This is a genomic window from Micromonospora sp. NPDC005220 (assembly GCF_040607895.1).
Taxonomy (GTDB): domain Bacteria; phylum Actinomycetota; class Actinomycetes; order Mycobacteriales; family Micromonosporaceae; genus Micromonospora.
The window spans coordinates 18326-39102 of sequence record NZ_JBEXHP010000053.1 but is presented as its reverse complement, the minus strand read 5'-3'; the positions used below and the strand labels follow the sequence as shown (position 1 = coordinate 39102).

General features: G+C 70.3%; 14 protein-coding genes. 5 read left to right on the top strand and 9 right to left on the bottom strand.

Annotation, left to right across the window (positions count from 1 at the left end; translation table 11 throughout):
* The 4 genes from ABZU52_RS20005 to ABZU52_RS19990 form a co-directional block, all read left to right on the top strand.
* A partial coding sequence (locus ABZU52_RS20005) for a Gfo/Idh/MocA family oxidoreductase (protein ID WP_354972504.1) occupies positions 1–1199 on the top strand: 1199 nt, incomplete at its 5' end.
* A gap of 35 nt (positions 1200–1234) precedes the next feature.
* Positions 1235–2587 carry a polysaccharide lyase family 1 protein gene (locus ABZU52_RS20000; RefSeq protein WP_354972503.1) on the top strand — a complete coding sequence of 451 codons (1353 nt, stop codon included), beginning with the start codon at positions 1235–1237 and terminating at the stop codon, positions 2585–2587.
* An 82-nt stretch (positions 2588–2669) separates the two neighbouring features.
* Positions 2670–3395: an HD domain-containing protein gene (locus ABZU52_RS19995; RefSeq protein ID WP_354972502.1), complete on the top strand. Its 726-nt coding sequence runs from the start codon at positions 2670–2672 to the stop codon at positions 3393–3395.
* 150 nt (positions 3396–3545) lie between these two features.
* Positions 3546–5039, top strand: a complete 1494-nt coding sequence (locus ABZU52_RS19990) for an FAD-binding oxidoreductase (RefSeq protein ID WP_354972501.1) — start codon at positions 3546–3548, stop codon at positions 5037–5039.
* A 250-nt stretch (positions 5040–5289) separates the two neighbouring features.
* Here the strand turns inward: ABZU52_RS19990 and ABZU52_RS19985 are convergent, their stop codons facing one another.
* Together ABZU52_RS19985 and ABZU52_RS19980 are read right to left on the bottom strand one after the other, a co-directional pair.
* A complete protein-coding gene (locus tag ABZU52_RS19985; RefSeq protein ID WP_354972500.1) occupies positions 5290–5655 on the bottom strand; it encodes a barstar family protein in 366 nt (121 codons plus the stop codon).
* Positions 5656–5740: 85 nt separating this feature from the next.
* Entirely contained in the window at positions 5741–6190 is a 450-nt protein-coding gene (locus ABZU52_RS19980) for a ribonuclease domain-containing protein (RefSeq protein ID WP_354972499.1), read from the bottom strand.
* Between the two features lie 266 nt (positions 6191–6456).
* On the opposite strand from ABZU52_RS19980, the gene ABZU52_RS19975 reads away from it, so the two are divergent.
* Positions 6457–7299 carry a hypothetical protein gene (locus tag ABZU52_RS19975; RefSeq protein ID WP_354972498.1) on the top strand — a complete coding sequence of 281 codons (843 nt, stop codon included), beginning with the start codon at positions 6457–6459 and terminating at the stop codon, positions 7297–7299.
* A 196-nt stretch (positions 7300–7495) separates the two neighbouring features.
* Here ABZU52_RS19975 and ABZU52_RS19970 read toward each other — a convergent pair whose 3' ends face one another.
* From ABZU52_RS19970 to ABZU52_RS19940, 7 genes are all read right to left on the bottom strand, one after another.
* Positions 7496–9628, bottom strand: coding sequence for a DEAD/DEAH box helicase (locus ABZU52_RS19970; protein WP_354972497.1), 2133 nt, complete (start codon positions 9626–9628; stop codon positions 7496–7498).
* A 14-nt stretch (positions 9629–9642) separates the two neighbouring features.
* Entirely contained in the window at positions 9643–10956 is a 1314-nt protein-coding gene (brxD, locus tag ABZU52_RS19965) for a BREX system ATP-binding protein BrxD (protein WP_354972496.1), read from the bottom strand.
* On the bottom strand, positions 10953–13694 hold the full coding sequence (gene pglZ / locus ABZU52_RS19960; protein ID WP_354972495.1) for a BREX-2 system phosphatase PglZ: 2742 nt from the start codon (positions 13692–13694) through the stop codon (positions 10953–10955). Before pglZ ends, brxD begins: the two co-directional genes overlap by 4 nt.
* Complete coding sequence (locus ABZU52_RS19955) at positions 13691–17455, bottom strand: hypothetical protein (RefSeq protein WP_354972494.1); 3765 nt, start codon at positions 17453–17455, stop codon at positions 13691–13693. Before ABZU52_RS19955 ends, pglZ begins: the two co-directional genes overlap by 4 nt.
* A gap of 115 nt (positions 17456–17570) precedes the next feature.
* Entirely contained in the window at positions 17571–18755 is a 1185-nt protein-coding gene (locus tag ABZU52_RS19950) for a DUF262 domain-containing protein (RefSeq protein ID WP_354972493.1), read from the bottom strand.
* Between the two features lie 161 nt (positions 18756–18916).
* A complete protein-coding gene (locus tag ABZU52_RS19945) occupies positions 18917–19534 on the bottom strand; it encodes a hypothetical protein (RefSeq protein ID WP_354972492.1) in 618 nt (205 codons plus the stop codon).
* 29 nt (positions 19535–19563) lie between these two features.
* Positions 19564–20775, bottom strand: a complete 1212-nt coding sequence (locus ABZU52_RS19940) for an AAA family ATPase (protein WP_354972491.1) — start codon at positions 20773–20775, stop codon at positions 19564–19566.
* Positions 20776–20777 lie beyond the last annotated feature (2 nt).

The window sequence follows — 20777 nt, the reverse complement described above, 5'->3', positions numbered from 1 at the left end:
CGGAACAACGCGTCGGCCGGCAGCGCGGTCAGTGGCCGGCTCACCAGCGACGCCACTGTGGCTACCGGCGCGCCGGTCGCTGGCACCGGCGGGTGATCGCGCCCCTGCACGCGGCCGGTCGGCTGCGGTTGGTCGCCCTGGTCGACGTCCGGCCGGTGGAGGACGACCCGGCCGCCCCGGTGCCGCCCGGGGTGGCGGTGTTCACCGACCACCGGGCGATGCTCGCCGCCACCCGGCCGGAGGTGGTGGTGATCTGCACGCCGCCGCACACCCACCTGGCAATCGCCCGCGACGCCCTGGCCACCGGCGCGGACCTGCTGCTGGAGAAGCCGCCGGTGCTGTCGCTGGCCGAGCACGAGGAGCTGACCTGGGCGCTCACCGCCGCCGGCCGGGTGGCCCAGGTCGGCTTCCAGGCGCTCGGCTCGGCGGCCCTGACCGCGTTGACCGACGCGCTGGCCGCCGGCCGGCTGGGCACGGTCACCGGCATCTCCACCGTGGCCGCCTGGCAGCGGCCGGACGCCTACTACGCCCGCTCCCCGTGGGCCGGTCGACGGAGTCTGGACGGCCGGCCGGTGCTGGACGGCGCGCTCGCCAACCCGCTCGCGCACGCGGTGATGCAGTGCCTGGCGATCGCCGAGGCGCTCGCCGGGGCGACGCCCTGGCCGGTCGCGATCGAGGTGGAGCGTTACCGGGTCCGGCCGATCGAGGTGGAGGACACCGCCGTGCTGCGGGTCCTGTTCCGCGCCGGGCCGCCGGTGCTGGTGGCGGTGACCCTGGCCGCCGAGGAGTTCGTGGCGGGCGAGGTGGTGGTGACCGGTACGACGGGGCAGGCGGTGCTGGAGTACCCGACCGACAGGTTGCGCCTGCCCGGGGACGTGGTGACCCGCCGGGTGCCGGGGCGGCTGGGGCTGCTGGAGAACCTGCTCGCCCACCGGGTCGACCCGACCGGCGTGCCGCTGATCGCGCCGTTGGCGCGTACCGCGCCGTTCACCGCGCTGCTGGACGCGTTGCGGCCCGCGCCGGAGCCCCGGCTGCTCGACGGCGACCTGGTGACCACCAGCGGCGAGGGCGGGGAGCGGGTCCGCCACCTGCGCGGCGTGGTCGACGTGTTGCGCCGGGCGGCCGAGCGGGGGGCGCTGCCGAGCGAGCTGGCGGTGCCGTGGGCGTCCGCCGCGTACCGCGCCGAACTGGCGGGATAGCCGAGACCCTCACCACCGACGAACGGAGAAAGCCGATGCGCAGAATCCTCGGCGGCGCCACCGTGATCGCCGTCCTCCTCGCCGCCACGCCGGCCGCCGCCGCACGCCCGGACGTCCCGTCCGCCGACCGGCTCTCCTGGTTGGCCGACCATCTCGGCCGGCAGGCGCTGCCCGAGCGGGACGGTTGGGCGGCCGACGGCCCCGGCACCACCGGCGGCTCGGCGGCCACCCCGGAGCGGACCGGGGTGGTCCACAGCCGGGCGGAGCTGGTCGCCGCGCTGGGCGGCGACAACGCCAGCAACGCCACGGACGCCACCCCGAAGCTCATCTACGTCGACGGTGTCATCGACGGCTTCGAGGGGCCGGACGGCACCCCGCTGAGCTGCGCCGACCTGGCCGACCCGGGGTATCGGCTGGACGCCTACCTGGCCGCGTACGACCCGGCGGTGTGGGGGCGGGTGGCTCCGAGCGGGCCGCTGGAGGAGGCTCGGGTGCGTTCGGTGACCAATCAGACCCGGCAGACCCAGATCAACATCGGCCCGAACACCACGATCGTCGGGCTGCCGGGCGCACGACTGACCGGGCTCACCCTCATGATCGATCGGGCGTCGAACGTCATCGTCCGCAATCTGACCCTCGTTGACGCCCGGGACTGCTTCCCCGCCTGGTCACCGACGGACGGCGAGGCTGGCAACTGGAACAGCCAGTACGACCAGATCTCGGTACGCCGCAGCGAGAACGTCTGGGTCGACCACAACACCTTCACCGACGGCGACAACCCGGACAGCGCCCAGCCGGTCCACTTCGGTCGGCCGTACCAGGTGCACGACGGGTCGCTGGACGTCACCCACACCGCCAGCCTGGTCACCGCGTCGTGGAACCGCTTCACCGGCCGGGACAAGCTGCTGTTGATCGGCTCGTCCAACACGGTCGGCCCGGACGTGGGCCGGCTGAAGGTCACAGTGCACCACAACCTCTTCGACGGCGTCCTGCAACGGCTACCCCGGGTGCGGTTCGGTCAGGTCGACGTCTACAACAACCACTACCGGCTCGGTGGGGACGACTTCCAGTACGCGCTCGGCGTCGGTGTCCAGTCGGCGATCTACGCGCAGAACAACTTCTTCACTCTGGACGCGGGGGTCGACCCGGCGGACCTGCTCTACGACTGGGGTGGCACCGCGTTGACCGAGCGGGGCTCCTGGGTCCGCCAGGGCGGCGGCCCGGCCCGGCCGGTCGACCTGCTGGCGGCGTACAACGCGAGCCATGACCCCGACCTGGCCGCGGACGCGGGCTGGACGCCCACCCTGCGCCGCGACCCCGTTCTGCCGGCACCGCTGGTGCCCCTCCTGGTGGGTCCGCTCGCCGGCGCCGATCGGCTGCCGGTCTGACGGCTCGGCGCGCCCGCGACTCGCGGTCGGGTCGGCGACGTTCGGGGTCATCGATGTGGTGAAGATCGGCTATAAGTGACGCATGGACTTCCCGCCGCACCTGGGCAGCATGCCGATGCACGCGATCACCGAGATCCACGGCGAACCGGGCCTGCTGGAACGTTTCCGGTTGGAGGTCCAGCAGTTCGACGACGCCGCCCGGGCGCGGTTGACCGCCGCGCTCGACCTCGCCGCCGAGCTGCACCGTGACGATCGACGCGTCCGCGAGCCGTACCTCAACCACCTGCTGCGGGTGGCGATCCGGTTGATGCACCACTACCAGGTGCGGGACGTGGACGTGATCGTCGCCGGCCTGCTGCACGACGCGGTCGAGGACCACCCGGCCGAGCTGGCCGGCGGCGACGCGGGCACCGACCCGACCGGGGCCGCGCTGGCCGCGCTCGCCGCGCGGTTCGGGCCACGGGTGGCCACCCTGGTCGCCGCGGTCACCAATCCGGTGTACGACCCCGAGCGGGACCGCAACGCGCAGTACCGGGAGCACCTGGCGGTCAGCCTGGAGCGGGAGCCCTGGGCCCGGGTGATCAAGGTGTCGGACTTCACCGACAACGGTGTCGGCGTGATCCACACGGTCGGGCCGAAGGTGATCTCGTCGGCCCGGAAGTACCGGCCGCTGGTGCCGCTCTTCCGGGACCTGATCGGCCGACCGGACACCCCGTTGTCACCGGCGGTGAAGCGGCACATCTTCGGTCAACTGGACCTGGCCGAGGAGCGGTTCAGCGCCATCCTGGACCAGCCCGCCCCGAACTGACGGCGGTCGCATCACTCGACCGGGTTCCGCGACAAGTTCTCGGATCTGCGAGGAAACCTCGGGCATTACGGTTGGTTTGCGCCAGATGGGAGGTAAATCCCCCTCTCAGTTCATCTTTCCGGCGTACCGCCAATCGAGAGGATTCGGACCATGCGCGACCTTTCCCGACGTGATCTGCTCAGGGCGACGGCCGTTGGCGCCGGAGCGGTCGCCATCCCCAGCATGATCGCCGGCAGCTCGGCGATCGCGGCCGACGGTCCCGGGTGGTCCGCCGACACGAAGTTCCCGCCGGCACAGCTGACCGGCCGTATCGTCCGCCCGCAGAGCCCCGACTACGCGGAGGCCAGCATCGGCTGGGACGAGTTGTTCGTGCACTACCCGCTGGTCATCGTCTTCGCCCAGGAGACCCAGGACGTGGTCAACGCCCTCACCTGGGCACGGCAGCACGACGTCGCGCTGCGGGTACGCAGTGGCCGGCACAGCCTGGAAGGCTGGTCGAACGTCGACAACGGCATCGTGATCGACGTCAGCGAGCTGAAGGACGTCCACATCGACACCGCCACCCGCATCGCGAAGGTGGGCGCCGGGCTCAACCAGTTGGAGGCGGTGACCGCCCTCGGGGAGCACAACCTGGCGGCGACCACCGGTACGGAGGGGACCGTCGGCCTGTCCGGGGCGACCCTCGGCGGTGGCTTCGGCTTCCTCACCCGCTACCTCGGCATGGCCTGCGACAACCTGATCGGCGCGGAGATCGTCGTCGCGGCGGGCGCCAATGGCGCGAAGGTGCTCGAGGTGGACCCGTGGAACCACGCGGACCTGCTCTGGGCGCTGCGCGGGGCGGGCAACGGCAACTTCGGAATCGTCACGTCCCTGACCTACCAGGTCGCCCCGCTCAGCAGCGTCGCCTACCTGCAGGTGAGCTGGCCCGGTCTCGGCGACCTGCACGAGGTCTTCGACACCTGGCAGCGCGTCGCGCCCTTCACCGACCCCCGCCTCGGCACCCAGATCGAGGTCCACCCGACCGAGATCCTGCTGTTCGCGGTGCTCGCGGAGGGGTCGGAGGCAGAGGCCAGGAAGCTGCTGGCGCCGATCCTGTCGATCGGCAGCCCCACGGTCACGGCGCAGACCGGCGGCTGGGGCGACGTCTACGCCGGCTTCCAGATCCCGACCGCGGACGAGCCCGCAAACTGGAAGTTCTTCTCCCAGTTCACCCGCGAGCCGTTCCCGGCGAAGGCGATCAGCGTGATCCAAGCGTTCATGGAGAAGGCCCCCTCGCCCGACAGCAACTTCTTCACCCAGGCCTTCGGCCGCGGGGCGCAACAGCAGGAGCCGTTTGGTGGAACGGCCTTCCCGCACCGCGACGCGCTCTTCTACTCCGAGCCCGGCGCCGGCTGGGGCACCCGCGGCGAACCCGACAGCGACGACGCCGTCACCCCGATCGCCCAGGCCTGGATCGCCGAGTTCAGCCAGGCGTTGCGGCCCTACGTGGACGGTGCCTACGTCAACGTGCCGAACATCGGCATGGCCGAGTGGGAGACCGCCTACTGGGGGCGCAACTTCCCGCGGCTGCGCAAGATCAAGGCGAAGTACGACCCGCACAACATCTTCCAGTACGAGCAGAGCATCCCGCCCGCGACGCACTGACCCGGATGACGTGGCGGTGCGGGTCCCCCCACCCCCACCGCCACATCGAGGTCCTCGACCCGACCCCGGGCCCGACTGCCCGACCCCCGCGCCGACTGCCGGACCCGGTCATTCGGAGAGCTCTATACCGCAGAGTCATATTCATACCTCTGAGTCATAACGCTCATCGAAGCAACTGTCTCCGGTCGCCGTCACCCACCGCGAGTTTTCGTCTCCGCTACCGCTACCGCTGACGGGGGCTGGGCGGCGGTCAGGAGGGTGTGGCCTCGGTGAGGACGACGCGCAGCGGGTACGGGGCGCTGGTGGCGAGGTTGCCGAGCACAGTGAACAGCAGGCCGTACTGATCGGTCGGCTCGTCGGCGAGCAGTTGGCCGGCGTCGGTGACCAGCAGGGTGAGCGGGCCGGCGTCGAGCCGGCCCCGGAGCACGTCGGCGAGGGCGTCCCAGGTGTCCCCCAGGTACGCCGGCAGGGCCAGCACGCTGGCGAGCGCGGCGAACAGCCCGGCCCTGCTGCGGGCCGCCGCCCCGGCCAGCACCACCGCCCCGGGCAGGTCGAGGGCGTCGTCCCGGCGAACGATCAGCCAGTCGGGTGTCCGACCCGCGTCCTCATCGACCATCACGTGCCTCCTGATCGGTCGGTGCGAAATCTGACGGGCGACCACGTGGGGCCGACCGGCCGTGACCGGCCGGCCCCCGGGTCGGTCAGAGCCGGTAGAAGTCGGTGTAGTGGTTGGGCGAGAACCAGGTGACCCCGGTGCTGCGGTTCACCACGATCCGGTACGCGTCCCGGGCGGCGCCCTGGGTGCGCGGGTAGACGTCGTACTCGTAGTAGGTGGCGTTGGTGGGCAGTTGACCCTCGTAGTTGTAGAACTGGCCGCCGGCGAAGTTGGACTTCCCGCCGCTCCAGGAGTACCAGCCGCGGCTGGTCGGGAACCCCTTGGCGGACCAGCCCGAGCGAGCGGTGCGGGCGTCCGCGCAGCGGCTCATGGTGCAGGAGCTGAAGACCGCCGCCGAGGCCGGGTCGGTCAACCGGGGCGAGACCACGGCCGGGCCGACCAGCGCGGCGGCGACCATGGCGAGGAGCAGGGCGAGGGTGGTGGTACGCCGGCGGATCGCGCCGAGCGTGGCCAGCGGGGACACGAGGGTGGACACAGGCTGCCTCCAGACCATCCGATCCATCGATCCGCGTGATTGTCGGACCGGACTCAGTCTCACCGCTGCAGGTCGACGGCAACACCCCTCGCCCCCCAACTGCTCCACAATGCTCGGTGAACCCCGGATGATCCACTGGCCCAGCCGAGCGGGAGCGACGCGAGCATCCCGATGCCGACCCGGCGCCTGGTCATCGGCGCGGCGGCGGGCATTTCGGTCATCGGTTGTTAGCGTGACATGCGGACCCGTGACCGTGGAGGGGTGCCATGACGGACGCTCCCGAGCAGAGGCCGAGGCCCGCGGATCTGTGGCGGCAACGGGGCGTCCGTGGGCTGACCATCGCCCGGGACGTGAGTGTCCGGGGCTGGCGGTGGTGGGCGCGGACGTGGGATCGGCTGGTGGCCGCGCTCCAGGACGAGGCACCTGTCGGGGCCGGGGCCGGACCGTCCCCGCCAGGCCCGCTCATCGAACAGCGCGACGCGCCCCGGCTGATCGCGGTCCCCGCTCGCGGGTACGTGTACTCGTTCTACGTCCGCGCCACCTTCGCCTGGTCGTCGCCGGCGAGCCTGCGGGCCGAGGTGCTGAGCTGGTACGTGCGGTACTTCGAGCCGAACGCGATCCAGCGGCTGACCCGTCTCGCCGCCGACGCCGCCCGGAACCTGCCGCCGAACCGGGCAGCGGACCTGGAGGTGGCGTTGCAGCGGGCGCTCGCCGACGACCCCGTCTGGCGCTACAAACGGGGCGAGGTCATCATCACCTGCCGACCCGACGCCACCGTCCGGCTCGACGAGCGGATCCTGCCGGCGCTCAAGCCGCACATCGACCGGCTGGTCAAGCTGGAGTACCAGTTCGACGAGCAGCTCCGGCAGGCCAGGTACGCCGAGGAGCTGAGCCGTCGGTGGACGGCGATCTTGAACGAACACGTCGATGAGACAGCTGACCAGGACATCACCGACGCCCGCGACCACATGCTCACCGCCCAGCAGGACGCCGCACGCTGGATCAACGAACTCCTCAGCCACCACCCCGACCACCCCACCGACCCGACCCCCTCCCCCTCCATCCCACCCCAACAGACTCGCTCGGCCCCTGATTCATCCCCTCCATGATCACTTGATGGTGGGTGGTTCGGTGTGGCGCTCCGGATCACCGCCTGCGGCGCTTCGACCGCAAAGGCCGGTCGGTGATACACCATGAGGTGCGGCCGACTTCGCGGACCCGACGCGATCGGCACGTCGAGATACACCGGCTCCTCCGGCTAGCGACGCTGGGATTCGTCGTGAAGTGGTTTACGGCGTTCCGGGGTCAGGTAGCGGGGAGGTACGTCACTCGGGCGGGTTCGGCGAGCACCGCCCGTGCCGCGGGGACATCCGCCAATCGGGCGGCAAGAGTAGCGACAGCGAGGCGCTCCGGCAGGGCAGCGCTGAATTTGAGACCGGCCAGTGCCTTGTCGGTGACGTCCGGTAGACAGACCCGCTCCACCGCGTCTGTCATTGCCGCCCGTACCGTCCGGCTGTCCAGGTCCGCCCGCAGCCGGATCGACGCGTCGTCATATCGTTGGGTCGGGTCGGCGAGCTCGCTGAGCGTGGCGATCAACGTGGCATTGGCACGGAAGCCGGCCCAGGTCCACCACCGCACCTCACCGTCATTTTCCCTGGCAACCACCGTGCCCGCGGGATGGATGACAGACGTCGCGTCATCCCGCAGATCGGCCAGTCTCGTCTTCGCCCGGCCGGTCAGGGCAACCGGCGGGTCGGCGCCGAGCAGCACATCACGCATTGCCCGGACCATCCGGTACGACAGCCCCTGGGGGGAACCGCCGGTCATCCAGAGCGCCTTTCCCCCGCCCTCGGCCGGCTCGACGAAGCAACGGCGGCGCTTCCAGTCGATGTAGGTGACCCGCCAGCTTCGGCCGGCGAGCAGCAGCAGCCGGGGACCGAGCACCTTTGCGGTCAGCAGCGCGGGATCGGTACGACCGATCTCGGTCCGACCGGAGAGCACGGTGAACTGCGGCGCAGCGGTGAACACCGCCAGCATGTCCATGAAGTGCCGGCGCCCGAAGCGCAGTTCCGCTTCGGGTCCGATAAAAAGCATCCCAGAGTCGGTATCGAGGTAGCCCTGTTCGACGAGATGGCGCACGATCACGTCGGCGGTCTTGTCGAAGGGCGCCAGCCCGTTCCACTCCTGCGGCCAGAGGTGGTCACCGACCCGATGTTGTTGCAGCGACAGCGCGAGCATCTGCTGGGCGACGATGTGTCGTGGCTCGGGCGGCGGGACGACGGCTTCGACCCAGCCCTGCGCCCAGAGGTGCAGCAGCCCGGCCGCGTGCAGCAGCCCTTCACCGTCCAATGCCAGGAACAGACAGTTGCGGCTGCTGCCGGGCCGTCGACCGGTCCGGCCGATGCGCTGGAGAAACGCGGCGACGCTGCGCGGAGCATTGATTTGGATGACCCGGTCAAGGTCACCCACGTCGATGCCGAGTTCGAGGGTGCTGGTGGCGACGATGACGCAGTCCCGCTCCTGTGCGAACGCCTCTTCAGCTCGCCGCCGCTCGTCGACCGAGAGTGACGCGTGGGAGAGGAACGTCGTCACGTTGAGCGCACGCAGTCGTTGGCCGAGGTCCTCGACCAGCGCTCGGGAATCGCAGAAGACCAAACGCTTCTGTCCCTGGTGCAGCGACGCGATGACCTTGGCCGCGTTGTGCACCGATCCCACGTAGTCCAGCTCGACCTCACCGGCCGGCACTGCCGGCCGCCCGGTGCTCGGCGTCGCGCCCAGGTCGGGCGCCACGACCCGCGCCGCCCGCTGGCCCCGGCCCGAGCCCTGCAACCAGCTCAACAGCTCGTCCGGGTTACCGACGGTCGCGGAGAGACCGATTCGCTGTATCGGCCGTCCCGCCACGCGGCCGAGACGTTCGAGAACGGCCAGCAGGTGCCAACCTCGGTCGTCGCCGGCGAACGCGTGCACCTCGTCCACCACGACCGCCCGGAGCTGGCCGAAGAACGAGTCATGGTCGACCGCGGCGCTGACCAGCATCGACTCCAGCGACTCCGGGGTGGTCAGCAGGACGTCGGGCCGGTCACGGAGGATCGCCCGCCGCCGCCCCATCGTCACGTCGCCGTGCCAGAGCGCCGTCCGGCGGCCGAGCCAGCCGGTGTAGGTCTCCAGTCGAGGCAGCAGATTGTTGAGCAGGGCCTTCAGCGGACAGACGTAGATGAGCGAGGTGCCCGACCAGTTCTCCTGCGCCATCCGGGACAACAGCGGGAACACCGCCGCTTCGGTCTTACCGCCTGCGGTAGGCGCCAGCAGCAGGGCATCCTCCCCGTCGAGCAGCGGACGCACGGCCGCTTCCTGCAGCGGTCGCAGCGCCGGCCACTGCAGCGAGTTCACCACGTGGTGCAGCACAACCGGATGCAGCAGCTCAGCACCACTCGTCATGGTTTGACACGTCCCTACAACTCGAGCGCGATCTCGTCGGCGCTGTTCGCGTTGCGCTCGACGTCGGTCATCTCGGTCGTCGACAGGGTCGGGGCGTAGTGCTGCCGGGGATCGAACTCGGGGAACTGGTCCACCCGGTCGAGCACCTCCCCCACCAGCTTCTTGAGGAACAGGCGCGGCGCCACCCCCACCTTGCCGCCCAACCCGCCGGCGACCGCGCGGGCCAGGGCATCGAGGTACGCGTCGTCGACCAGCGCGGACACCCGCTCCGGCGCCGCCGATCCGTCCGCGTACAGGTCGCGGACACGACCGCCCAACTCGACGAGCGAGTCGACGGTGAAACCTGGCAGGCGAATCTGCACGGCGCGCGGGTTGTCGAAGCGCGGATCGGTGGTGAAGTCGACGGCGAGCCGCTGGGCCAGCGGTGCGAGCCGTTGCACGCCCTGCGGGCCGTCGTAGAAGGCCGGGGTGCCCGTGATGATCAGATACAGCCCGGGGAACCGCCCCGAGTGCACCTCGTCGATGAGCTGCCTCAGCGCGTTCAGCGCCTTGTCGCGGGCGTCCGACCGGACCCGTTGCAGCGTCTCCACCTCGTCGAGCACCAGCAACAACCCGGGATGCCCGCTGTCACGCAGCACCGCGAGCAGGCCCTGCAGGAAGCTCAGTGCCGCGAAGTGGTCGAGGTCGCCACGGACGCCGGCGACCCGCCGAGCGGCGGCGGCAACGTGCGGCTGTCCGCCGAGCCAGGCGAGCACCGCGTCAGCGGTGGCCGAGTCGCCCAGTGCGGTGGCGGCGCGGTAGCCGCGAAGCGCCGCGGCGAAGGCGGGGGCGCTTCGGCTGACCGTTGCGAGGCGCTGGTCGAGCAGGCCCTCAACCGCTCGGTCGAGGGCGGAGGTGTCATCGGGCGCGACGTCCCCCGCTGCCAGGACGTCTTCTTCCAACGCGTAGAACCATCCGTCCACCACCGGTCGCAGGGCACTGGCCGAGAACGTCGAGGTGGTGAGCCGCTCGGTGAGTCGGCGGTAGACCGTCTCGAGCTTGTGCAGCGGCGTCTCGTTCTCCGAGACCTGCACCTCCGCGATCGCGAGGTTGGCCCGTTTCGCCCGCTCGGCGATCCACCGCGTGAAGAACGTCTTTCCGGATCCGTACTCGCCCCGGACCGCCTTGAACACGGAGCCGCCGGCGGCGACGGTGTCCAGGTCCGCCCCGATCGCGGCGCCGAACCGGTCCAGCCCCACGGCGAAGAGATCCAGTCCGGCCGACGGCACCGCACCTCGCCGGAGTGCGTCGATCACCTCACGCCGGCGGGCCGGGCTGACCGCACTCACGAAGAACCTCCGGGCAGCCGGAACTGCTCCCGCAGCAGGGGGATGTCCAGCCGGACGGTCCGGTTGTTGTCGGTCAGGGACAGCACCGGGTAGTTGTCCACGTTGAAGATCCGCTGCAGGGTGGTGGCGAATCCGGTGGCACGAGCCGGCACCTCGCCGGCCCGCTGGGCCAGCACGGCCACTGGCAGCACGCCCTTGGCGTCCACCAGCGCCCGCAGCGCCGCCTGAATCTTCTTGACCTCCAACCGGCGCGGGGTCAGGCCGTGCTGCGCCTCGAACAGCTCGGTGGCGAGCAACGCGTCCACCAGGTCACCGTCGCCAGCAGCCGGCGCCGCTGCGGGCGCCGTGGTGCTCTCGGGTACGTCGAACAGCGCCTCGCCTGCGGCTGCGGGTGCCTTCCGGCGTGCCTTCGGTACGGGCGTCTGCCGCGCCGTTGCCACCGGCACCGGCACGGCAGTCGTCGGCTCCCACCAGTCCGGCCGGCGCTCCTCGACGGGTGCCCAGCCGACCGGCGGCTCGGTCACGTTGGGCAGCAGGTAGGCCAGCAACGGAATGGTCACCTCGGCGAGCGAGGCACCACCGTGGTAGCCGGCCTTGCTCGGGCGGTACCGCAGCAGTGGATCCCACAACGCGATGATGCGGTTGCCGTCCGCGACGACGCGGGGGCCGGTCAGCTCGACCTCGCCGGGACCGGCGGGCCCCGGGCCGGTGCGGTGTCGCGCGGAGGCGGCGTCGAGCGCCTTGACGTGCTCGCCGCCCCGCTCAAGCACATGGCCGTGGTCGCTGGTGATGACGACCGCCCGCCCGGAGGAACGGGCCTGGTCGAGCAGGCTCCGCAGGAAGCCGAGGTCGTCGAGCTGCCAGCCGGCCTCGTTGCCCTCCCGACCGTACGCCAGGGAGTCGTCCACCGTGTTGATCACGACGGCGACGACGGGCGCCGAACCAGACACCGCCTCAGCCAGTCCGCCGGCCAGCACCTCCCCCGCTCCGCCGCGCGCCGGACCCTTGTGGAAGATGAGGGAGTCCCTGCCCCACCGGCCGTCGGCGAAGAGCCTGATCTCGTGCTCCTGCTTGCCGCCTCGCAGCGCGCCGGCGAAGAGCGACGTACGGGAAACCGCAGTCAGCGTGGGCAGGGCGGCCACGATCCCTCGCCGCCGGCCCGCGCCGGACCCGGCGAGCGGGTCGTACTCCACCCAGTGCGGGGACAGCTGATCGGCCAGTTGCACGGCGACCGCGGCGCTCATGCCGTCGAGCACGACGAGCAGCACCGGCCGGTCCGCGCGGATCAGCGGGTCGATCACCCGCGGGAGCAGGTTCTCCACCGTCAGCAGGCTACCGTCGTTGCCGGGGCCCGCGGTGGCCCAGGCAGCCAGCCGGCCGGCGAAGGCGCCGTCGAGGTCGCGGCGACGTTGCTGCGCCCGCTCATGGATCTCCCGGAACGCGTGCTGCAGCTCCGGGTGGGCCTCCTCGCCGGCCCAGACGTGGTTGAGCGCGAGGTCCACCCAGCCCCATTCGGCGATGTGCCGGTCCACGCCGTCCGCGACACTCTCCGGCGCTGCCACCGCCGTGCCCAACCAGCGGACGAGCCGCTGCGCCATCCTGATGCGGCGGACCCGCTCGGCCTCGGCATCGGCGAGCCGGTGCCCGGCGAGGTGCTCGACGGCCTGGTCGAGGGCCTGGTCCGCCGGGTCCCGCGAACCGGCGAACAGCGCCTGGGCGGCGGCGGCGATCCGCCGGGTGAACCCGGTCCGCAGGATCGGGCTGTGGCCGGCGCTGCTGACCGCGTTGAACTGGATGAGCAGTTGCTCGGCGCGGTCGAGGACGGCGTGCCCCTGTCGCTGCACCTCCGGCACCGGTGCGCTGAGCAGCGCGCTGACCACCTGCACAGCTGCCAACGCGAATCCGCGCACGGTCGCATCGTCGTTGAGGTTGCCGAAGTACTGGTCGACGCGCCCCTGGGCGCGTACCGCGTCGGCGCTGTCGGTGCTCCAGAGCGCGTCGCAGACCAGGCCCAGCGGCAGGGCTTCCGCGCCGTGTCCGGCCGCGATGAGCGCGAACAGCGCCTTGGCCGGTCGGCCGAACTGCTCCACCAGCCAACGGCCGAGCCCGTCCCGTTCGGCCTCGCGCAGCAACCCGTATCCCTCGACGGCGCCCGGTTCCGCGCTCCACCGCAGCAGGGTCGTCACGTCGAGGTCGTCCGGGTCCTCGCCCCGATGATCGAGGCCGAGACGCACCGCGGCGAGGTGCCGCAGGGCGACGTCCCGCGTCAGCACGGAGGTGCTGAGCTTCGGCCAGCCCGCCGGCGGCATTGCGTCGAGCAGCGCCACACCGGCCCACGTCTCGCGTTCCAGCGCGCTGTCCGGCAACTGCGCGCCGAACCCGTCGACGACCAGGTCCCACGGCTCGACGGTGATGACCCGCTGCCGGAAGATCCGGCTCCGCACGCCGTGGTGCAGCACGGACTCCGGGACGTCGGTGAGCAGGACCAGCACCTCGTCGCCCCGCTCGGCGACGAGGTGCTCCCAGACGGCGAGCGGCGACACGCACGGCACGACCCGGACCCGACGTCCATCGGGCAGCAGCACCATGGGGTCGTGCGGCCAGGCCGGTTCGGCCCGCACGACCATCACCGGGTACGCGTCACCGTTGCGGTGCCGTTCGAGCTGCTGCGCCACCTTCTGCCGCAGCGCCACCGGGTTGATCCGCAGCGCCTGAGCGGCGGCAGGTGCCTGAGTCACGGCACGATTCTCCAGGTCACCTCGATGGTCGCGTCACCCTGGTCAACGGCGAAGGCACGCAGCTGCTCCACGGCTCGATCGAGGTCGCCGGCCGCCACCGAGACACGACCGCTCGGCTTGTCGGCAGTGAACCCCGGATCCCGAGGGGTGTGCTGGTCGATCGAACGGCGCGGTTGGACGAATTCGGGCTTGTCCCGGTCGTCTTCGGGCACGTCGACGACGTGCACCTTGCGGGTGGCGCGACGCAACAGTGCGGTCGCGTCGCCCTGGGCGCGGCGCAGGGCCGGGGCGAGTGGCGCGGTCAGCTCGTCAGCCTGCGCCACCCGGCGCAGCTCGGCGAAGATCGCAGCCGCTTCGGCCGCGTGCGGCTCAGGCAGACCAGCCACGATCTCGAAGGTGTCCCAGGGCGCGGCGGCCAACGCCGCCGACACCTGCGAAGCGCTGCTGATGCTCCGACCGGTGCGGTCGGCGGGGCCGGCGAGTTCCGCGCGGGCGAGCCGTTCGACCGCCTCCACCGCCGACCGTCCGTTGACCAGCGCCTCCAACAGGTCAGCGGCGGCCCTGGCGGTGGCGAGCCGGCCGGACTCCTGATCGATCTTCAGCCAGTTTGCGTGCTGCTGTAGACGGGCAACCAGCCCGTGAGCGGCTTCACGATGACGAGTCGCACTGGTGACCAGGTCCCGGCCGAACATCGCCACCAGCCGACCCCGGCGCAGGGCGAGCGGCTGAACTCCGAAGACCGCGGCGGACCGGGCGCGGGCGATGTCCCAGTCCTCCTCGCCGGGCAGACGCTGCTCGCGCAGCGTGTGATCGGCGGTGATCCTGCCCAGCTCCGGAGCGGGAATCACCTCGCTGCCGTGCAGGTGGAACGCACGGTCGGTCTGCTCGGCGAAGGTCGCCACCACCAGCTGCGCGACGACCGGGTCGAGACCCCGGGGGCTCGGGTCGTCGATCCAGCGCAGGAGGTCGGCCACCCGCAGGTCGCCCGTGATGCCCTCGGCGGCGGCCCGGCGGTGGAAGTGCTGGTTCCACTGCCCCTCGATGACGAACGCCGCCTCGTGCATGGTGCCGAGCTGAAGCGGGTTGGCGATCCGGCGCAGGGTCTGCCGGTTTGCCCGCTCGACCTCGACGCGTCCCTCCGGTGACTCGACGGCCCGCCGGACGTGGTCGAGGACGACCTTGACGTCGGCCAGGCGTACGGCCTCACCCTTGCGGTCGGGGTCGAAGTCCGGGTGGGCCGGGAACTGCTGGCCGAGCATCTGGTCGCCGATGCTGCGCAGCGCGTCGTTGAAGGTGGCGCCCATGGGCAGCTTCGGCTCCAGGGCGCGGGTGAGCGACTGGAGGTGGTCGTCGAACCCGAGCTGCACGTCGGTGGGCTGCTTGCCGGCCAGCCCGTACGCCTGGCGCAGCACCGCCTGCATCTTGGCCAGCAGCGCGCTTCGCTGGTTGGTCAGCGCGGCGTGCGCCCGGCGTCGGTCGTCGGGATTGAGGTGCTCGGCGTGGCTGTCGAAGCGCTGCCCTTCGAGCAGCTTGTCGATGATGACGAGCTTGCCCAGCTCGGTGCGGCGTTCGATGGTCAGCGCGGCGGGGATCCAGCAAACGGTGCGGGGGCTCATCCGGCTGGTCAGCTCCTGCACCCGCTGCCGGTCGTCGGCCGGGCCGTGGCTGCCGTCGTCGAACGGGTAGTCGATGATCATCCGCCAGCCGGCCGGGTCGTTCGGGTGGAACGCCTCGTCCCGGATGTCGTGCGGGTCGCGGACGTTGCCGTAGACCAGCTCGACCGTGCGGCGACTCCCCCGCCAGGTCAGCCCCGCCTCGGCGAAGAACGAGTCGCTCCACGGCACGCCGAGCTGCTGCCAGAGCAGCCGCTGGACGATGTGCTTGCGGGCGCCCTCGTTGTCGTAGTGCTTGGCGGTGGCGAGGACGCTGTCGACGTCCACGCCGACCAGCTCCAGCGACACGATCGGGTCGTCGCCCTCGCCGATGCGGATCTCGGCGAACCGGCCGGCCCAGTCGGCGAGCTTGCGGTTGACCTGGGCGACCTCGCCCCCGGGGATCGGGCTGGTGATGCTGCCGTGGTTGAGCGCCGAGAGGCGTCGGGCGGTGAGGTTGCGCAGCGCCGGAACGCTGGGGGCCAGGGCGGCGAGCAGCAGCGTCTTGATCAGTCGGTCGTCGCCGGTGAAGGCCCGGATACGCCCGGCCATCTCGGCGGGCTGCGCGTCGCCGCGGCGGGCGGCGTCCAGGTCGTCGTCGGTGAGGTCGTACTGGCCGAGCAGGTAGGGGCGCAGCTTCAGGTCGTACAGCTTCTGGGCCATCTCGAACTCGGCCTTGAGCTTCTCGGTGAAGGGCTGGTCGCCGCCGCCGCTGATCACGTCGTAGAGGTCGCCGAGCGGGACGAGCTGACCGAGGCGCAGGGTGTCGCGGCGGTCGACCAGCAGCTGCCGCATCAGCTTGAGCGCGGTGCGGGAGCGCTGCAGCGCGCTGGAGACGTGCACCAGCGTGGAGAGGAACGCCGGGCTGAACGGGTACGTCGACCGGAAGGCGTCGATGTCGGCGCCGCTGCCGGAGTCGGTGCCGAGCAGGGTGTCGAAGACCTCCCGGCGTACCTTTGTGGTGGCGTCGAAGGCCTTGCCGATCGCCTCGCCGGCCGTGGTGTCGCGGGGTTTGAGCAGCCGGCGGCGGGCGATCTCGGGGAGGTTGCGGTCCTCCAGCTTGATGACGTCGAAGCGGCCGCTGGCCAGGTTGAGGGTGTCCTGGTAGCTCAGCTCGTTGGCGCCGGTGACCTCCTCGCCGACGAGCTCGCGCAGGTCACGCTGGCGGGCGATGAAGCTCACCACCGGGATCGGCCGGCGGGTGTCGCCGCCCTCGACGAAGTTGGTGATCTTCTGGATCTCGCGGGAGACGAACTGCTGGTCACCGATCGAGTTGGCCAGCCAGAGGATCAGCTCGTCGAGGAAGAGGATCAGGCCGTGGTAGCCGAGCTCCTTGGCGTGCCGGCTGATCTCGGTGAGGCCCCGGTCGAGCGAGACGAACGCTTCGGCGTCCTCCCGGGCGTTGCTGAAGAAGCCCTTGTTCCAGCTGGTCAGCAGGTCGTTGACGAGCTTGCGGCGCAGCTCGTCGGAGTACGCGCCGGCGAACGCCTGGTCCAACCGCTCGGACGTCCAGAAGGTCTCGCTCTCGCCCCACTCGTCCTCGACGTCCCCGCCGGGCAGGCCGTCGATGAACTGCTTGTCACCGATCTTCTCGCGCAGCGAGGCGGCCTGATCCAGCAGCGAGTCGGTGCGGTGCACCGCCGGGATGGGCGCCTCGGGGTGCAGGGCACGCACCCGGTCGACGTAGCCACCGAGCACCCGCTGCTCGAGCGAGCGGGCGTCGAGCAGGTGGTACGGGACCAGCAGGAACTTGCGGCCGTCGAGCCAGACGCTGTGCTTGGCGACCAGCGGGGCCAGCTCGTCCCGGCCCCGGGCGGCGGCCTCGCCGCGCAGCAGCGCGTGCAGCACTGCCATGAAGTGCGACTTACCGGAACCGAAGGAGCCATGCAGGTAGGCGGCCTTCGACGCGTGCCCTTCGATCGCGGAGCGGATCAACCCGAGCGCCTCGTCGAAGTTGCCGAGCAGCCGGTCCGTGACGACGTAGTCGCGGAGGGTGGCGTCGGCGTCGGCGACACTGTCGGCGAGCTTGAGCACGAAGTCACTCGTGCTCGTGCGCTCCGGGATGTCGATGTAGTCCCGGAGCAGCGGCGCAGGGCTGGGCGAAGACATGCCGCTTACCGTACCGATCACTCAACAGGGCGTCACACCCTGAGCCACCGACGCGCCAGGAAGGTACCGGTCGGACCGGCCGGGCGGCGCTCTGAGTGCCCGTCCCACCGATCAGCTAAGCGGCGGCTGATGCGAGCATCTCCCGAATCGCGTCGAACCGGAAGCGGACCTTCGCCGGGTCCCCGGTGCCCTGAGAAATGGCCGCCTGGAAGTCGACGTCGGACATGAGGTCGAGGAACTTCTTCTCGACTCGCCGGTGGCGCCTGATCAGGACGGCAATCTCGTCCTCGGTCATCATCGCGAGATTCACCGAGACCGCCTCGAAGAGTGCCTTGTTGATCGGCAGCCTTCGGCTGCCGCCCTTCCGCTCCACTTTGCGGAACGCGTAGTCGCCGAAGATCTCGTACGCCCCATGCAGCGCCTTCTCGAACTGTTCCCACAGCTCGTCGATCGCTACCTTGGGCAGCTTGTTGAGTGCCCGCATGGAGGTGCGCAGGAAGAGGTCGAAGTCGTCGTCCGTGTACGAGCCGGGATCAGTCAGCCGGAACGCGAGGAACCGCAGGATCATCTCGCGATCCGCCATACGGTCGCTGCGCACGCCGTAGCCGGTCGCGGACTTGAACGCCTCCGAGTCGGCCCACTCCTTGAGGATCGCGCGCCCCTCACCGGGAATGAGCGCATGCCGCAGTTCCTGGCGAGATAGCGGCAGACCCCCGGTGTTGATCCGGGCGAAGATGTTGAACTTGACCTCCTCCGGGGTGCCCCGCCTAATCAGGTGAACGATCAGCTCGGTCTCACGGAGCCGGGTCTGCAACCGGGCTGGAAGGTCCGCGAACGTCGCCTGGTTGTACTCCTGACCGAGGTATTCGAGATTGCGAAGGCGCAGCGGCTCAACAGCGATGGCCTCCGGCTCCACGAACTCCACGATCGTGGTCAACCGCTGGATGCCGTCGACCATCGCCCACACCTCGTCGTCGGCCTCGGCGGCGTAGAACGTCGGCAGCGGGATACGCAGGAGCAGCGACTCGATGAGGCGGCTCTTGGCCTGCGCACGCCAGATGCCCGCCTGCCGCTGAAAGTCGGGTTGCAGGTCGACTCGTCGGGTGCGGACCCGGGAGAGCAGCAGGTCGACGGTCGTGTTACGGGTCACGACGTCGATCAGCTCTGGATCGAACGGGGTCTGGATCAGGTCCTCCGAACCACCCGTCTCGGCGCTGTCCGGGTCGTCCTCGACCTCGACACCGGTCAGGTGACCGAGAGAATCCAGTTCCTCAACGACGTCCTCGGCGGGATCGGACACGTACGCCACCTCGATCCGACAGCACCGGTCGACCGACCGGAAATGCGAGCGATGTTCCGGCGCAGGAGCCTAGCGGCTTTCCGGCAGTCGACGTGCCACCTGACACATTGTGGACAATTGCTGGCCTGCGTCCGAGTACCAGTCTCAGCGCAGAACGAGACCTAGATCCGGGCGACCGCGTCGAGAAAGGCCTGCCAGCTTCGGCTGCGGGCGAACCATGGCGGGGTCAACTGCCCGGTGGAGACGATTTTCTCGGCGATCAGCACACTGTCGGCCTCGACGTACGACTGGAACGTCGGGCGGGCACCGGCCGGCCGAACCGCCTTCTTCAGTTGCTCCTTGGCGTTGCGGATCTGTCCGACGTCGCGACCGGCGTACTGCCTCGGGGGCTGCCAACTGGGCCGCACCTGACGGACGGCCTCCGGGAACAGGAACCACCAGGTTTCCATCTCCCAAGCCGGCACGACCGGCAGGACCGGCCAGGGGAGCGACCGGTAGCACTCTTCAATCTTGGAGATGAGCGCCTCGTGTGCCGGCTCCACGTCATCGGCGTCCTCATGCATGAGTACGCAACGGATCGGCGTCGCAACGTTCAGGGCCCGCAGCAGAGCAGAAACTCGATCGGCATGACTGGGCAGCCTGCTCGGCGGCACGTTACGCACCAGCGCCATCGGCTTACGCAGTGGTTTGAGCTCAGCGCGGGCGATGTCTCGCCGCAGCGCACCCACCAGCACCGCGATCGTCTTCCGATCATTGTCGTCCTCGCCAAGGATGACCACGGTCCTGGGCTGTTGTCGCCGCCGGGGTGTCATTCGGGGCAGCCCCCCAGAGCGCCGGAGAACCACAACTCACCGAGGCCGACTTCGCCCCGCAACTCCTGCTCCATCGCGCGCACGGTCTCCGGGGAAATCGCAGGTATCCGGGAGGCGGCGTCTTCACCACGCTCGCAAACGATCAGCTCGTCTGGCGTCAACCGATTGACCAGCGCCGGCGAGTGGGTGGCGATCAGGAACTGGGTGCGCTCGGACGCTTGACGCAACAGTTCGACGAGACGGTCCAGGATGTGCGGGTGCAGACCGTGGTCGATTTCCTCGATGCAGGTCAACCGCGGCGGCGATGGGTCATACAGGAGGGCGAGCAGCGCCAACGCCCGGATGGACCCGTACGAGGCTTCCTGCAGTTTGGTGGATCCGGGCAGCGCGGCCTCCACGAGATTGAGCACCACTCCCTCTCCAGCCCCACCGATGGGCGTGAACTCCAGGCTTGCCAGGCCCGGGATGAAGGATCGGGCATCGCGGTGGAGCGCGGCGAACCTGTCGGGGTGCTCCTCGGCAAGGTATGCCAGGAACGGTGCGAGGTTGCTGGCGTCGTTGGAGAGGCGGTCACTGATCCGCTCTTGAGCCGGCCGACGCGCCGCAGCCACATCCACGTCGAAGACGCGGAAGCTTGAGAATAGGTCGGCCAGCGCCTCGACCAGCTCGGCGTCGTCCTCGGATACCAGCTTTGGCAGTGTTGACAGGCCGAGTGAGCCTTCCCGCAGGCTTGCTGTCTCTTCACCGCCCTCGGGCCTGTGGAAGGTGATCTTGCCGCCATCGATCGTGATTCGCTGCCCCGGCCCGGTGGCACGCTCGAAAGTGAACCTCTCTGCGCGGCGCAACACCTGGCGACCGGTCCGCACCACCGGCTTCTGCGAAGAAAAAGTAAGGGTGTAGGTGTCCGGGGCCGCCAAGCTGCTGTTCCTGGTGACCGCCGTCTCGACCTCGATGTCGATCGGGCTCCTCGGGTCGCGACTACCCCGAAACAGCACCCGGTGGATGCCCCCTCGACGCTCGAGTGCCGGCTCGAGGTCGTCGCGAGTCGCGTCACCCAGAAAGGCGATGACGTCCAGGAGGTTCGACTTCCCCGCACCGTTGGGGCCAACCAGCACGTTGAGGGCGGCAAGGCGCACCTCCACGTGACGCAGGCTGCGGAAGTTGGTCACCTTGAGTCTGAGCAGATACGGGGGATGCCGAACGGCCACGG

What these genes read in the sequence shown, in the direction of transcription:
- ABZU52_RS20000 (WP_354972503.1), top strand. Translation starts at nt 1,235, where the DNA reads ATGCGCAGAATCCTCGGCGGCGCCACCGTGATCGCCGTCCTCCTCGCC.
- ABZU52_RS19995 (WP_354972502.1), top strand. Translation starts at nt 2,670, where the DNA reads ATGGACTTCCCGCCGCACCTGGGCAGCATGCCGATGCACGCGATCACC.
- ABZU52_RS19990 (WP_354972501.1), top strand. Translation starts at nt 3,546, where the DNA reads ATGCGCGACCTTTCCCGACGTGATCTGCTCAGGGCGACGGCCGTTGGC.
- ABZU52_RS19985 (WP_354972500.1), bottom strand. Translation starts at nt 5,655, where the DNA reads ATGGTCGATGAGGACGCGGGTCGGACACCCGACTGGCTGATCGTTCGC.
- ABZU52_RS19975 (WP_354972498.1), top strand. Translation starts at nt 6,457, where the DNA reads ATGACGGACGCTCCCGAGCAGAGGCCGAGGCCCGCGGATCTGTGGCGG.
- ABZU52_RS19970 (WP_354972497.1), bottom strand. Translation starts at nt 9,628, where the DNA reads ATGACGAGTGGTGCTGAGCTGCTGCATCCGGTTGTGCTGCACCACGTG.
- ABZU52_RS19955 (WP_354972494.1), bottom strand. Translation starts at nt 17,455, where the DNA reads ATGTCTTCGCCCAGCCCTGCGCCGCTGCTCCGGGACTACATCGACATC.